The 14,212-nt window shown below is 70.5% G+C and carries 14 protein-coding genes; 5 read left to right on the forward strand and 9 right to left on the reverse strand.

The window, feature by feature from the left end:
* The 3 genes from ACQHII_RS13440 to ACQHII_RS13450 all read right to left on the reverse strand — a co-directional run bounded on the left by ACQHII_RS13440 (nucleotide 1) and on the right by ACQHII_RS13450 (nucleotide 2,586).
* On the reverse strand, nucleotides 1-297 hold the full coding sequence (locus tag ACQHII_RS13440; RefSeq protein ID WP_005481602.1) for a DUF4193 domain-containing protein: 297 nt from the start codon (nucleotides 295-297) through the stop codon (nucleotides 1-3).
* Between the two features lie 395 nt (nucleotides 298-692).
* On the reverse strand, nucleotides 693-1,925 hold the full coding sequence (locus ACQHII_RS13445; protein WP_427919539.1) for a sensor histidine kinase: 1,233 nt from the start codon (nucleotides 1,923-1,925) through the stop codon (nucleotides 693-695).
* 7 nt (nucleotides 1,926-1,932) lie between these two features.
* On the reverse strand, nucleotides 1,933-2,586 hold the full coding sequence (locus tag ACQHII_RS13450; RefSeq protein WP_010983842.1) for a response regulator transcription factor: 654 nt from the start codon (nucleotides 2,584-2,586) through the stop codon (nucleotides 1,933-1,935).
* 415 nt (nucleotides 2,587-3,001) lie between these two features.
* On the opposite strand from ACQHII_RS13450, the gene ACQHII_RS13455 reads away from it, so the two are divergent.
* The gene (locus ACQHII_RS13455) at nucleotides 3,002-3,175 is read left to right on the forward strand and encodes a hypothetical protein (RefSeq protein WP_019072956.1); all 174 of its coding nucleotides are present in this window, start codon (nucleotides 3,002-3,004) and stop codon (nucleotides 3,173-3,175) included.
* A gap of 254 nt (nucleotides 3,176-3,429) precedes the next feature.
* Here ACQHII_RS13455 and ACQHII_RS13460 read toward each other — a convergent pair whose 3' ends face one another.
* Nucleotides 3,430-4,245, reverse strand: a complete 816-nt coding sequence (locus ACQHII_RS13460; RefSeq protein ID WP_427919540.1) for an inositol monophosphatase family protein — start codon at nucleotides 4,243-4,245, stop codon at nucleotides 3,430-3,432.
* An 8-nt stretch (nucleotides 4,246-4,253) separates the two neighbouring features.
* Nucleotides 4,254-5,381 carry a ferrochelatase gene (locus ACQHII_RS13465; protein ID WP_427919541.1) on the reverse strand — a complete coding sequence of 376 codons (1,128 nt, stop codon included), beginning with the start codon at nucleotides 5,379-5,381 and terminating at the stop codon, nucleotides 4,254-4,256.
* A 223-nt stretch (nucleotides 5,382-5,604) separates the two neighbouring features.
* Between ACQHII_RS13465 and ACQHII_RS13470 the strand changes: the two genes are divergently transcribed.
* From ACQHII_RS13470 to sepH, 3 genes are all read left to right on the forward strand, one after another.
* Entirely contained in the window at nucleotides 5,605-6,852 is a 1,248-nt protein-coding gene (locus tag ACQHII_RS13470) for an MFS transporter (protein ID WP_427919542.1), read from the forward strand.
* Nucleotides 6,812-8,131 (forward strand): D-arabinono-1,4-lactone oxidase, encoded by a 1,320-nt coding sequence (locus ACQHII_RS13475; protein ID WP_427925300.1) that lies wholly within the window; start codon nucleotides 6,812-6,814, stop codon nucleotides 8,129-8,131. The genes ACQHII_RS13470 and ACQHII_RS13475 overlap by 41 nt, the downstream gene beginning before the upstream one ends.
* A 461-nt stretch (nucleotides 8,132-8,592) precedes the next feature.
* Nucleotides 8,593-9,615 carry a septation protein SepH gene (gene sepH, locus ACQHII_RS13480; protein WP_427919543.1) on the forward strand — a complete coding sequence of 341 codons (1,023 nt, stop codon included), beginning with the start codon at nucleotides 8,593-8,595 and terminating at the stop codon, nucleotides 9,613-9,615.
* An 80-nt stretch (nucleotides 9,616-9,695) separates the two neighbouring features.
* Here the strand turns inward: sepH and ACQHII_RS13485 are convergent, their stop codons facing one another.
* Entirely contained in the window at nucleotides 9,696-10,547 is an 852-nt protein-coding gene (locus tag ACQHII_RS13485; protein ID WP_427919544.1) for a sulfurtransferase, read from the reverse strand.
* A gap of 317 nt (nucleotides 10,548-10,864) precedes the next feature.
* On the opposite strand from ACQHII_RS13485, the gene ACQHII_RS13490 reads away from it, so the two are divergent.
* Nucleotides 10,865-11,668, forward strand: coding sequence for a VOC family protein (locus ACQHII_RS13490; RefSeq protein ID WP_427919545.1), 804 nt, complete (start codon nucleotides 10,865-10,867; stop codon nucleotides 11,666-11,668).
* 4 nt (nucleotides 11,669-11,672) lie between these two features.
* On the opposite strand, the gene ACQHII_RS13495 is transcribed toward ACQHII_RS13490, so the two are convergent.
* From ACQHII_RS13495 to ACQHII_RS13505, 3 genes are read right to left on the reverse strand one after another with little or no spacing between them, the layout of a single operon-like run.
* Nucleotides 11,673-12,320: a thymidine kinase gene (locus ACQHII_RS13495; RefSeq protein WP_427919546.1), complete on the reverse strand. Its 648-nt coding sequence runs from the start codon at nucleotides 12,318-12,320 to the stop codon at nucleotides 11,673-11,675.
* Nucleotides 12,321-12,363: 43 nt separating this feature from the next.
* On the reverse strand, nucleotides 12,364-13,554 hold the full coding sequence (locus ACQHII_RS13500; protein ID WP_427919547.1) for an alkaline phosphatase family protein: 1,191 nt from the start codon (nucleotides 13,552-13,554) through the stop codon (nucleotides 12,364-12,366).
* Nucleotides 13,554-14,141: a DUF5998 family protein gene (locus ACQHII_RS13505; RefSeq protein WP_403659943.1), complete on the reverse strand. Its 588-nt coding sequence runs from the start codon at nucleotides 14,139-14,141 to the stop codon at nucleotides 13,554-13,556. The genes ACQHII_RS13500 and ACQHII_RS13505 overlap by 1 nt, the downstream gene beginning before the upstream one ends.
* Nucleotides 14,142-14,212: the final 71 nt, after the last annotated feature.

Consider the following 14,212-nt stretch of genomic DNA (forward strand, 5'->3'; position numbering starts at 1 on the left):
TCAGTCGCAGTCGCGGCAGATCGGCTGGCCGTTCTTCTCGCGGGCCAGCTGGCTGCGGTGGTGCACCAGGAAGCAGCTCATGCAGGTGAACTCGTCCTGCTGCTTGGGCAGCACCCGGACGGCCAGCTCTTCGTTCGAGAGGTCCGCTCCGGGCAGTTCGAGGCCCTCGGCCGCCTCGAATTCGTCGACGTCCACTGCGGAAGTCGACTTGTCGTTCCTACGCGCCTTGAGCTCTTCAAGGCTGTCCGAGTCGACGTCGTCGTCGGTCTTGCGTGGGGTGTCGTAATCCGTTGCCATGTCGCGCTCTCCCCCTCTGGGTGTCTGCGGTGTCTCCAGCGCACGTAACGCGTGAGAGGCCGGACTTGTGCCCGACCTGAGGCGGAGATTTTGCCTCACATCAAGGTCTGTTACTCAATCGACACCCAACCGGACCCCTCAAGAGTGATCGGCTTGGATGGCGAAGGGGACCGTACACGGTCCCAATGCCGCTCTTCAAAGGCACCTCACCGTGTACTTCCCGTGATCAAGACCCCTGAAAACCCGGATTTTCCCGGCTTTCCGACAGGGTGCATGATCACGGAGAGTAGATGCCCCGAAAATCGTGCTTGTGATCGATCACACACAAGAGTGCCGAAGACACGGCCAGAAAATTCCGCGCAAAGCGAACATCCTCGTGTGTCGGCGACATGATCTCAGATGGGCAGGGTGACTCGCATCACGAGCCCACCCCCCTCACGAGGCTGGGCCGAAATATGGCCACCGTGCGCCCGCGCCACAGAGCGCGCGATCGACAGACCGAGGCCCACACCCTTGTCGCTGCCCGTTCGCTCCGTACGGAGCCGTCTGAAGGGCTCGAAGAGGTTGTCGATCTCGTACGCCGGGACCACCGGACCCGTGTTCGAGACGATCAGCACCGCGTTGCCGTGCTGAACCTCGGTGGTGACCTCGACCCAGCCGTCCTCCGGCACGTTGTACCGCACCGCGTTCTGCACCAGGTTCAGGGCGATCCGCTCCAGGAGGACGCCGTTGCCCTGGACGACGGAGGGCTTGCGCTCGCCGCGGATGACCACGTTCTTCGCGCTCGCCTCCGCGTGCACCTGGTCGACCGCCTGCTCGGCGACCTCGGCGAGGTCCACAGGCTTGCGCTCGACTATCTGGTTGTCGCTGCGGGCCAGCAGCAGCAGGCCCTCCACGAGCTGCTCGCTGCGCTCGTTGGTGGCCAGCAGCGTCTTGCCGAGCTGCTGGAGCTCGACCGGGGCACCGGGATCGGACAGATGCACTTCCAGGAGCGTGCGGTTGATCGCCAGGGGGGTGCGCAGCTCGTGCGACGCGTTCCCCACGAAGCGCTGCTGGGCGGTGAAGGCCCGCTGCAGCCGGTCCAGCATCTCGTCGAAGGTGTCCGCGAGTTCCTTCAGCTCGTCGTCCGGGCCGTCCAGCTCGATCCGCCGGGACAGGTCCGAGCCGGCCACCGCGCGGGCGGTCCGGGTGATCCGGCCCAGCGGGGACAGCACCCGGCCCGCCATCGCGTACCCGAAGGCGAAGGCGATGATCGCGAGGCCGAGCAGGGTCAGCAGGGAGCGGCTGAGCAGGTCGTCCAGGGCGTGCTGACGCTGTTCGTTGACGCACTGGTTCATCGCGTTGTTCAGCTCGCTCGCCAACGGCTCGGACGGGAAGTTGCAGCTGCTGCTGCTGACCGAGCCGGAGATGACCTTGAAGGGCAGCTCACTGCCCACGTTCAGCGCGTGCGCGGCGAGCAGGTAGATGATCGACAGCAGCAGGATGCCGGCGATCAGGAACATGCCGCCGTACAGCAGCGTGAGCCTTATGCGGATCGTGGGACGCAGCCAGGGGAACGGCGGTTCGGGCCTTCTGGGGTCCCAGGTGGGCTTCGGGGGCGCCTGGGGAGGCGCGGGAGTGGTTGCCACCGTGCACTCAGATCCGGTAACCGGAGCCGGGCACGGTGACGATGACCGGCGGCTCGCCGAGCTTGCGGCGCAGCGTCATGACCGTCACCCGCACGACGTTGGTGAACGGGTCCGTGTTCTCGTCCCAGGCCTTCTCCAGGAGCTGCTCCGCGGAGACGACGGCGCCCTCGCTGCGCAGCAGCACCTCCAGGACGGCGAACTCCTTGGGCGCCAGCTGGACTTCCTTGCCGTCGCGGAACACCTCGCGGCGGTTCGGGTCGAGCTTGATGCCGGCGCGCTCCAGGACGGGCGGCAGCGGCACGCTCGTACGGCGGCCGAGGGCACGCACGCGTGCCGTCAGCTCGCTGAACGCGAAGGGCTTGGGCAGATAGTCGTCGGCGCCGATCTCCAGGCCCTCGACACGGTCGCTGACGTCGCCGGACGCCGTGAGCATCAGCACGCGGGTGGGCATGCCGAGCTCGACGATCTTGCGGCAGACGTCGTCGCCGTGCACGAGCGGGAGGTCGCGGTCGAGGACGACCACGTCGTAGTCGTTGACGCCGATGCGCTCCAGGGCGGCCGCACCGTCGTACACGACGTCGACGGCCATGGCCTCCCGGCGCAGTCCGGTGGCCACCGCATCGGCGAGCAGCTGCTCGTCCTCGACGACGAGTACGCGCACGTCGCTTGTCCTTCCTCTGTCCACCCGCGTAGCGCGTCTCGGCGCACGCGGGCAGGGTCTTCGTGGCTGTGTGACCTCCATCCTGCCCTTTTCGGCCATAAGTCGGCTGTAAGGCGGCGGGGCGCAAGATGAAGGTCGGGTATGAGGCCCGGGAATGCGGGATTTTCTCGATGGGTTGAGGTTTCCACCGGAGGGACTGCGGGGAGGACGGCTTTACACCCCGCGATCACGCTCTGCATGTGGCAAGCCACCTTGTGGTACGTCCAACGCTTCCGCAGAGCGGGCGTGGGTGTCCGGCACCGTCGCCGCCCAGCCAGGGCAGCGCTGGGCACCCGCATCCGCAGACGTGATCGCCCCTTCCGAACGGCACACCCCCGTGCCACCCGACCCACGACCCAGGACGAGGGGGCGCAGCATGGACGCATTCACCGCAGGACTTCTGCAGCGCATAAGGGCGACCGAGACCGACCTGACGCGGGCTCGCGACGAGGGCGACGACTTCCTCGTCGAGGTGGAACAGGCCGAGCTCGACGACCTGCGCCGCCTGGCCGCCGACCACGGTGTGGAGGTCAGCGCGACGAGCGTCTGATCAGCGCAAACAGCAGAAAAGCGGGACCCCGGCGAATCCAGCGCCGGGGTCCTGCTCCTTTTTTGCTCGTTCGCCTGCGGGGTGCTTCAAGCCGGTGTCGAGAGCCCGACCGTGCTCGGCGCTACGCGCCTCCGCGCGCTCGGGCTCTCGACACCGGCGCACCCCTACGGCTCTCTCGGGCCGACGCGTGGGGACAGCAGGAGTGGGTGGGCCCTCACCGTTGGCCTCCGCTTGCGCCCTTGGTTTCCTGAGCGTCAGTCGTGCCAGGCCCCAAAGTCCTCCAGCAGCCCCTGAAGCGGCTCGAACACCCCCGGGCTCCCCACCACCGCCAGATCCCGCCCCGGCCGCTCTCCGGGCCGCCCACCGCTCAGAGCGCCCGCTTCCCGGGCGATCAGGTCCCCGGCGCCGAGGTCCCACGGGTTCAGCCCCCGCTCGTAGAAACCGTCCAGCCTCCCCGCGGCCACGTCGCACAGATCAACGGCCGCCGAGCCGCCCCGCCGGATGTCCCGCAGCAGCGGGATCAACTTCTGCGCCACATCGGCCTGGTGGACCCGGACCTCGGTGACGTAGTTGAAGCCCGTCGACACCAACGCCTGCTCCAGCGGCGGCGCGGGCCGGCACGTGAGCCTGCGTTCGCCCTCCCACGCGCCCGTGGCCCACGCCCCGCCGCCGAGCACCGCGTGGAACGTCTCGCCGCGCATCGGGATAGCGACGACCCCGGCGACGGTCTCGCCGTCCAGCTCGGCCGCGATGGAGACGGACCAAGTGGGCAGTCCGTAGAGGTAGTTGACCGTGCCGTCGAGCGGGTCGACGACCCAGCGGACACCACTGGTGCCGGTGACGGAGGCGCCCTCCTCGCCCAGGAACCCGTCGTCGGGCCGCTGTTCGGAGATCAGGTCGGTGATCAGCTTCTCGGCCGCGATGTCCATCTCGGTGACGACGTCGATCGGGCTGGACTTGGTGGCGGCGACCGCGAGGTCGGCCGGACGGCCGTCCCGCAGCAGCTCGCCGGCCTTGTGGGCGGCTTCCTGGGCGAGTGCCAGCAGTTCCTGGTGCAGGGGGTCGGTCACGGCGCTCCTCATGCGTAGGGGCTGTCGGCGCCCGCGGCGGCGGGACGCGGGGCGCGGGCCGGGCAGCAGCCCACCGGGCAGAGGTTGTGGCTCGCGCCGAGCGCGCCCAGGGCGCAGGGCGTGACCTGTTGCCCGCTCTCCACGGCGGCGCGTTCCAGGACGAGTTCGCGGACGGCGGCGGCGAAGCGCGGATCGGCTCCCACGGTGGCCGACCGGCGTACGGGCAGGCCCAGTTCCTCGGCCTTGGCCGTGGCCTCCGTGTCGAGGTCGTAGAGGACTTCCATGTGGTCGGAGACGAAGCCGATGGGTGCCATGACGACCGCGGGGACACCGGCCTTGTGGCGCTCCTCCAGGTGGTCGCAGATGTCGGGCTCCAGCCAGGGGATGTGCGGGGCGCCGGAGCGGGACTGGTAGACGAGCTGCCAAGGGTGGTCGATCCCGGTGCGCTCGCGGACCGCGTCGGCGATCAGCCGGGCCACGTCCAGGTGCTCGTCGACGTACGCCCCGCCGTCTCCGTGGCCCTCGGCCGGGCCGGAGCTGTCGGCGGCGGCGGTCGGGATGGAATGGGTCGAGAAGGCGAGGTGGGCGCCGTCCCGGACGTCCTCGGGGAGGTCGGCGAGGGATTCGAGCACCCCGTCGATCATCGGCTCCAGGAAGCCGGGGTGGTTGAAGTAGTGGCGCAGTTTGTCGACCTTTGGCACCTGGAGCCCCTCGGCCTCCAAGGCCGCCAGGGAGTCGGCGAGGTTCTCCCGGTACTGGCGGCAGCCCGAGTACGAGGCGTAGGCGCTGGTGGCCAGGACGAGGACGCGGCGGCGGCCGTCGGCGACCATCTCGCGCAGGGTGTCCGTGAGGTACGGGGCCCAGTTGCGGTTGCCCCAGTAGACCGGCAGGTCCAGGCCGTGGTCCGCGAAGTCCTTGCGGAGGGCGTCCAGGAGGGCGCGGTTCTGGTCGTTGATGGGGCTGATCCCGCCGAACAGGAAGTAGTGCTGGCCCACTTCCTTGAGGCGTTCCTTGGGGATGCCTCGCCCGCGCGTCACGTTCTCCAGGAACGGAACCACCTCGTCCGGGCCCTCGGGGCCGCCGAACGAGAGCAGGAGCAGGGCGTCGTAGGGAGTGGCGTCGAGCACGTCTGGCATGTCTCCGATCCTGCCACCCGCCACTGACAGCCGGGAAACGGAGGGGTGCCGGGCCGCGAACCGGGGGCTTCCTGGGAGGTGCATCGGGCGCGGCACGGGCGGGTGCAACGGGCCCCACCTGCTCGTAAGCTGTATCAGCCGCATTCGCACCTTACTGAGCCGTCATCACATCGCCACCCCGCACCACCGAGCCGCCACCGCGCCCTTTCGACCGGAGTCACCCGTGCCCAGCCCCTATCGCGCCCTGTTCGCCGCCCCCGGCTCCAAGGGCTTCTCCGCCGCGGGGTTCCTCGGCCGGATGCCCCTGTCGATGATGGGCATCGGCGTGGTCACGATGATCTCCCAGATCAACGGGCGCTACGGCCTCGCGGGCGCGCTGTCGGCCACCATCGCGCTGGCCGCCGCCGCGATCGGGCCGCGGATCTCTCGGTGGGTCGACCAGTACGGGCAGCGGCGGGTGCTGCGTCCGGCGACGCTCGTGGCGCTGGCCGCGGCGGCCGGGCTGCTGCTGGCGGCCCGCTTCGGGTGGCCGGACTGGGTGCTGTTCGTGTGTGCCGCCGGTATCGGCTCGGTGCCGAGTCTGGGCGCGATGGTCCGGGCGCGCTGGGCGGCCGTCTACCGGGGCACCCCGCAGCTGCACACGGCGTACTCCTTCGAGTCCGTGGTAGACGAGGTGTGCTTCATCTTCGGGCCGATCATCTCGATCGGGCTGTCCACGGTGTGGTTCCCGGAGGCGGGACCCCTGCTGGCCGCCGGCTTCCTGGCGGTCGGTGTCTTCTGGCTGACGGCCCAGCGCGCCACCGAGCCCGCGCCGCACCCGCGCGTGAAGGGTGCCGAGGGCGGCGGCTCGGCGCTGCGGGCGGCCGGCCTCCAGGTGCTGGTGGCCACTTTCGTGGCGACCGGGGCGATCTTCGGGGCGGTCGACGTGGTCACCGTCGCGTTCGCCGACGAACGGGGTCACAAGAGCGGCGCCAGTGTGGTGCTCGCTCTGTACGCGGCGGGGTCCTGTGTGGCCGGAGTCGTGTTCGGGCTGCTGCGCTTCCGGGGAGCGCCCGAACGCCGGTGGCTGCTGGGCATATGCACGATGGCCGTGAGTATGATCCCCCTCCTACTGGTCGGAAACTTGCCGCTTCTGGCCGTGGCGCTGTTCCTTGCGGGACTGTCCATCGCACCCACGATGATCACGACGATGTCCCTCATAGAAGAGCACGTACCTCGCGCGAAGCTCACCGAAGGCATGACCTGGGTGAGCACCGGCCTGGCGGTCGGGGTGGCGCTCGGTTCCTCGGCCGCCGGCTGGGTGATCGACGCAGCCGACGCGCGGGCCGGGTACGGGGTTCCGGTGGTCGCCGGAGCCGTCGCGGTCGCGGTCGGTTTCCTCGGGTACCGCCGGCTCAGCAGACCGGCACCGGGTCGGGGAGGCACCGTTGTTGGGCACCACAGCGAGCGCGAAGAACGGCACGTGGCGTAACTGGGGCGGAACAGTCGCGTCCCGGCCCGCGCGGGAGGTCACACCCGCCTCCGTCGAGGAACTGGCCGCGGCCGTCCGCAGGGCCGGCGAGGACGGTCTGACGGTGAAGGCCGTCGGCAGCGGGCACTCCTTCACATCGATCGCCGCCACGGACGGTGTGTTGATCCGCCCTCAACTGTTGACCGGCATCCGCAACATTGATCGCGATGCCTTGACTGTCACGGTCGAGGCGGGCACCCCGCTCAAGAGACTCAACATGGCTCTCGCGCGCGAGGGTCTGTCGCTCACGAACATGGGCGACATCATGGAGCAGACGGTCTCCGGGGCGACCAGCACCGGCACCCACGGCACCGGACGCGAGTCGGCCTCCATAGCCGCCCAGATCAGGGGTCTTGAGCTGGTGACGGCGGACGGCTCGGTGCTCACCTGCTCCGAGAAGGAGAACCCGGACGTCTTCGCGGCGGCCCGGATCGGCCTCGGCGCCCTGGGCGTCGTCACCGCGATCACCTTCGCCGTGGAGCCCGTCTTCCTGCTCACGGCCCGCGAGGAGCCGATGACCTTCGACGAGGTCACCGGACGCTTCGACGAACTCTGGGCCGAGAACGAACACTTCGAGTTCTACTGGTTCCCGCACACCGGCAACACCAACACCAAGCGCAACAACCGCAGCGCCGGCCCGGAGAAGCCCGTGAGCCCGGTCGCCGGCTGGTTCGAGGACGAGTTCCTCTCCAACGGGGTGTTCCAGGTGGCCCAGTGGGTCGGCCGCGCGGCGCCCGGGACGGTGCCAACGATCGCTCAGGTCTCCAGCAAGGCGCTGTCCGCGCGGACCTACACCGACATCCCGTACAAGGTCTTCACCTCTCCCAGGCGGGTCCGCTTCGTGGAGATGGAGTACGCCGTACCGCGCGAGGCCCTCGTCGAGACCCTGCGCGAGTTGAAGGCCATGGTCGACCGTTCGGACCTGAGAATCAGCTTCCCCGTCGAGGTGCGCACCGCCCCGGCGGACGACATCGCCCTGTCCACCGCCTCCGGCCGGGACAGCGCCTACATCGCCGTACACATGTACAAGGGCACGCCGTATCAGGCGTACTTCACCGCCGCCGAGCGCATCCTCACCGCGCACGAGGGCCGGCCGCACTGGGGCAAGGTGCACACCCGGGACGCCGAGTACTTCGCCGGGGTCTATCCGCGCTTCGGCGAGTTCACGGCGCTGCGGGACCGGCTGGATCCTGAACGGCGGTTCCAGAACGACTACTTGCGAAGGGTGCTGGGTCAGTAGCCGACGAACCGTCGGGCGGGGAATCGGCCGGACCCGGTTCCCCGCGACGGGCGGGACGCTCGGACGGTTCCGTTTCGGGCCGTTACGTGAAGTACGCCACTTTCAAGATCGCCCGAACCCCGTTCCGGACCGTCAAGTCCCACCCCCCGCAGGAAGTTGGGTGGCGTGCCAATCCACGCACGTGGTCCAAATGGAGTACTGTTGCGAGCCCTGGGTGCGGTCTCCTGCCAGGGCGTCCGCGGCCTCATGGACCGCCCAGAGGGGGCCAGTTGCACAGGGTGATGTAGTTGGTCACTTAGCGTTGCGAATAGGTAACCGTGCCATAACGGCGAGTCCGGGCCCGTGCCCGACACGCCGGGCAACTCGGCAAGGTTGTGGCAGGCTGCACCCGGGCAGGCCACACTCGACTAGCGGAAGCAGCGACGCACGTGACGTCGGCAGGCACCACCCGGGAGGTCCCCATGCCCGAACTGCGTGTCGTGGCCGTCTCTAACGACGGCACACGGCTGGTGCTGAAGGCTGCGGACAGCACGGAGTACACGCTTCCGATTGATGAGCGTCTGCGCGCCGCCGTACGCGGCGACCGTCCCCGCCTCGGCCAGATCGAGATCGAGGTGGAGAGCCATCTCCGCCCCCGAGACATCCAGGCACGTATACGTGCCGGCGCCTCCGCGGAGGAGGTCGCGCAACTCGCAGGCATCCCCGTGGACCGGGTGCGCCGCTTCGAGGGTCCCGTGCTCGCCGAGCGTGCCTTCATGGCCGAGCGTGCCCGGAAGACCCCTGTCCGCCGCCCCGGTGAGAACGCCGGACCCCAGCTCGGCGAGGCCGTGCAGGAGCGGCTGACGCTGCGCGGTGCCGAGAAGGACACCGTGCAGTGGGACTCCTGGCGCCGCGACGACGGCACCTGGGAGGTCCTGCTGGTCTACCGGGTCGCGGGCGAACCGCACTCGGCGAGCTGGACGTACGACCCGCCCCGGCGGCTCGTCCAGGCCGTCGACGACGAGGCGCGCTCGCTGATCGGCGAGTCCGACGACCTCGCCGCTCCCGAGCCCAGCTTCCCGTTCGTCCCGCGGATCGCCCGGCTGCCCCGCGACCGTCCGCTGGACCGTGCCCTGGAGCGCCCGGAGCGTCCCGCGCTGCCGTCTCCCGAGCCGGTCGAGGAGAGCGAGCGCGACTCGCTGACCAGCCTCCTGGAGGCGGTACCGAGCTTCCGTGGCGACATGGTGGTCCCCGAGCGCCCCTCGGAGACCCCGGAGGAGCCCGTGGAGGAACCGGAGGCGGAGGAGCCCCCGGCACCCGCGGCCTCGGCCGGTTCGGCCTACGCGGACGTCCTCATGCCCCGCTCCGTCGGTGCCCACCGCGACCGGCTCATCGGCTCCACCGACCGTCAGGCCGAGGCCGACGGCGTCCGCCCGGGCCGCAGAGCGGCGGTCCCGAGCTGGGACGAGATCGTCTTCGGCACGCGGAGAAAAAAGCAGGAGTAGTCCGCCGCAAGGAAGTTCGGCCACGACGAAGAGGGCCCGCGCCGGTTTCGGCGCGGGCCCTCTTCGTCCTCCTACGGCCGCTACTGCGGGTCGGGGCCGACGGCGACCGGGCGCTCCGGGTCCGCCGACCACTCCGACCAGGAGCCGACGTACAGGGCGGCCGGGATGCCCGCCACCGCCAGGGCCAGGACCTCGTGGGCGCCCGAGACTCCGGAGCCGCAGTAGACGCCGACGCCCGTCCCCTCCGTGGCGCCCAGGGACTTGAAGCGGGCGGCCAGTTCCTCCGCCGGGAGGAAGCGGCCGTCGGTGCCCACGTTCTCGTTGGTCGGCGCGGACACGGCGCCCGGGATGTGGCCGCCGATCCGGTCGATCGGCTCCACCTCGCCCCGGTAACGCTCCCCCGCGCGGGCGTCGAACAGGACCCCGCTGCGGGCCAGCGCGGCGGCCCCGTCCGCGTCCAGGAGCTGCACGGCCCCCGGCTCGGGCGTGAAGTCGCCCTCGGCCGGCGTCGGCGTATCCGTCTCCGAAGGACCCTCCCAAGAGGGAAGGCCGCCGTCGAGGACCCGCACGTCCGGGTGACCCGCCCAGCGCAGCAGCCACCACGCGCGGGCCGCCGCCCAGCCCTGGCCGCCGTCGTACACGACGACCGCGCGGTCGTCCGATACGCCCGCCCGGCGCATCGCGGCGCCGAAGCGCGCGGTGTCGGGGAGGGGGTGCCGGCCGCGGGCGCCGGGGGCCGAGGCCAGTTCCTGGTCGAGGTCTACGTAGACAGCGCTTGGGATGTGCCCGGCCTCGTACTCGGCACGCCCGTCGAAGGGCGGTTCACCTGCGGCCTTCGCGACGCTGAGCTGCCAGCGGATGTCGAGGAGGACCGGCGGGTTCGTCCCGGCCAGATCGCTCGCCAGTTCGGGTGCGGAGATGATGGCGTTCATGGCCACCATCCTCGCGCAAGGGGTGGCCGACGCGGCCGGGTCCGACTACTCTGCCCGCCGGACAGTCTCGATCACGAGGCGTACGGGATCGAGCACATGGTGTACAACCGATGGACACCCCACGGCAATCAACCAGAAACGGACGAGGGGCCACAGACCGGGCATCCTCCGTACGTGAGCCGCCCGTCGACGGCGCGGCCGGGGCGCGCGGCGCCGCAGGGGGTGCGAGCATCGGCTCGGGGCGTGACGCGGTTGCGGCACGCGGATCCGCAGTGCGGAAGAAACGGCCACCGCGAGGGGCCGAGGAGAAGGTGACGATGACCGAGGCACGGGGGTCGGCCGGCCTGAACGGCGACACGCACACTCGGCGTACGCAGGGCACACCCTGCTGGGTGAGTCTGATGGTGCACGGCATGACCACGACTCAGGACTTCTACGGGGAGCTGTTCGGTTGGGAATTCCAACCCGGTCCCCATCAGCTCGGCCCCTACGTGCGGGCCCTGCTCGACGGGCAGGAGGTGGCCGGCATCGGCCAGCTGCCGCCGGACCGGCATCTGCCCATCGCCTGGACGCCGTATCTCGCCTCGGACGACGTGGACCAGACGGCCGAGACGGTACGGATGTGCGGCGGCACGGTGGGGGTGGGCCCCCTGGACGCGGCCGAGGCCGGCCGCCTGGCCATCGGCTCCGACCCGTCGGGGGCGGTGTTCGGCATCTGGCAGGTCGCGGAACACCTCGGTACGTCCATCACGGGCGTCCCCGGCACCCCCGCCTGGAACGAGCTGCTGACCTTCGAGACCGCGAGCGTCGCCAAGTTCTACGAGGCGGTCTTCGGCTACGAGGAGGTCCCGGTCGAGTCCGCCGACCTGGACTACGTCACCCTGCACCTGGACGGCACCCCGGTGGCCGGCGTCCACGGCGTCGGCACGGCCCTCCCCCGCGACCGGGGCCCGCACTGGATGACGTACTTCGAGGTGGCCGACACGGACGAGGCCCTCCGCCGCGTCGCAGACCTCGGCGGCCACACCCTCGAACCGCCCCACGACAGCCCCCACGGCCGCGTGGCGACGGTGGCCGACCCCGAGGGCGCGATGTTCTCGGTGATCCAGGGGCCTCGGTAGAACCCTAGGCCGACGTCATCGGCAGTACATCCGGTGACAGCGCCGCCGCCCGTGCCGTGGCCGACGTCATGCGGCGGCGGTGGTGGCGGCGGCACAGGACCTCGTAGCCGATGGCTTCCGACTGGTTGACGTCGCCGACCACGACCTGGGCGCCCTCGACGACCATCTCGCCGCCTATCGTGCGGGCGTTGTGGGTGGCGCGGGCGCCGCACCAGCAGAGTGCCTCCACCTGGAGGACCTCGACGCGGTCGGCGAGTTCGACCAGGCGCTGGGAGCCGGGGAAGAGCTTGGAGCGGAAGTCCGTCGTGATGCCGAAGGCGTAGACGTCCAGGCTCAGGTCGTCGACCACGCGGGCGAGTTGGTCGATCTGGACGGGTGCCAGGAACTGTGCCTCGTCGGCGATGACGTAGTCCGCGCGGCCGCCCTGGGACAGGTGGTCGACGAGATACGCGTACAGGTCCTGCTCGTCCTCGACCTCCACCGCGTCGGTGACCAGGCCGAGGCGTGAGGAAAGCTTTCCCTCGCCGGCGCGGTCGTCCCGCGTGAAGATCACCCCTGCCAGGCCGCGCGCCGAGCGGTTGTGCTCGATCTGGAGCGCCAGGGTCGACTTCCCGCAGTCCATCGTTCCGGAGAAGAACACCAGCTCGGGCATGGGGAGTTGAGCACCTTTCGGCAAACAGGAGGACGGTGGGGCTTCAGGAGCGTACTTCGAGCAGGGGGACCAGCTGTTCGGCAGGGGTCATGGAGCCGTGGTTGCCGACCATCGCCGACTCCTTCGGCTCCCGCTCGGACGCGATGACCAGGACGTCGTCCCGGGCCGCCACGATCACGTCGCCGAGGCGGTCGTGGACGCGCTGGTCGATCGTCGGGCCGAACCAGCCCGCCGCGATCGCCTCGTCCCGCGACGCCACCCAGAACTGTTCGCCGAGCACCTCGCGCCAGCACGTCAGTACGTCGTTCTCGGCGCCCCGTACCGCGTAGACATGGCGTGCGCGGCCCTCGCCGCCGAGCAGGGCGACCCCGGCGCGCAACTCCCAGTCCGCGTCGAAGTCGATGCGGTGCTCCTCGTCGAAGGGCACGTCGATCATGCCGTGGTCGGCGGTGACGTACAGCGCGCTGCGCGGCGGCAGTTGCTCGGCGAGGCGCTGGACGAGCCGGTCGACGTACATGAGTTGGCCGCGCCAGGTGTCGGAGGCGACGCCGTAGCGGTGGCCCGCGCCATCGAGTTCGGCGTAGTACGTGTACACCAGGGAGCGGTCCCCGGCGGCCAGTTGCTCGGCCGCGAGGTCCATGCGCTCCTCGCCGGTCAGCCGCCCGAGGAACGTTCCGCCACTGAGCGCGACCTTCGTCAGCGGGGTGTTCTGGAAGGTGGGCGACGACACCTGGGCGGCGTGCACGCCCGCGTCCTGGGCGAGTTGGAAGACCGTGGGGTACGGCTGCCAGGGCTTCGGCGACGTCCACGGCTGCCAGCGCAGCTGGTTCATCAGCGCGCCGGTGTCCGGGTTGCGCACGGTGTAGCCGGGCAGGCCGTGCGCGCCGGGCGGCAGGCCGGTGCCGACGGAGGCCAGCGAGGTCGCGGTGGTCGCCGGGTAGCCGGCCGTGAGCGGACGTCCCGTGCCGCCGCGCGAGCTGCCGAGGAGCGCGTGCAGATACGGCGCCTCGTCGGCGTGGTCCTTGATCTGCTCCCAGCCGAGGCCGTCGACCAGGAAGACGCAGTTGCGGTCGGCCGGGGTCAGTTCCGGGATCGCCGCGGCCATGCCGGGTACGCCCATGCCGGCGGCCAGCGTGGGCAGCAGGTCGGCGAGGGAGCCGGAGCCGTACTCGGGGACGGGCGCGGAGGCTACGGCGAGGGGTTCGGGGTGGTCCCAGGTTGCGGGCTGCGCCATCAGCGGGGTACGTCCGCGGTCGCCTCGGACAGCGCCTGCGCGAAGGCGAGGGTCTGCTGCACGGTCTCCGGGCCGTCCCCGGCCTCGCTGACGCGCAGGCTCAGGTCGTCCGCCGTCGAGTTGCCCGTGTAGCCGTGGTCGGCCTCGCAGTTGGGGTCGCCGCAGGCGGCCGGCTCCAGGTCGATCCGGGAGACGGCACCCCAGCCGATGGTCAGCACGACCTCGCGGGGCGGTGTGCCCGGCTTGTACGACTCCGGGTTGGCGACCACGCGGCTCAGCACCACCGACGAGATCCGGCCGATCTTCACGGACTCCGTGGACGTCGTGGCGTAGGGCGTCGGGGAGGTGCTGTCGGCGGCCTGCTCGTCGGTGTGGCTGACGATGAAGCGGTTGCCGGTGAGGACCAGCACGGTCACGTGCCGGCGCACCTCGTTCTGGTCGAACGTGGTCTCCTGGTGGACCAGGAACGACCGGATCGGCTCGCCGCCGACGGCGGCCTCCACCGCCTCGGCCACGAGGGCCGGGTAGTAGCCGCTGCGCTCGATCGCCGCACGCAGCCCCTGGGTCGTCGTACTGGTCTTGGCCATGACGTCCATCCTACGGTGGCCCACTGACTGCGAGGCACCGCAGAGCACGGTCTTGTCACAGCCGTCTCAGT

This window comes from Streptomyces sp. cg40 (assembly GCF_050320165.1).
GTDB classification, from domain to species: domain Bacteria; phylum Actinomycetota; class Actinomycetes; order Streptomycetales; family Streptomycetaceae; genus Streptomyces; species Streptomyces hokutonensis.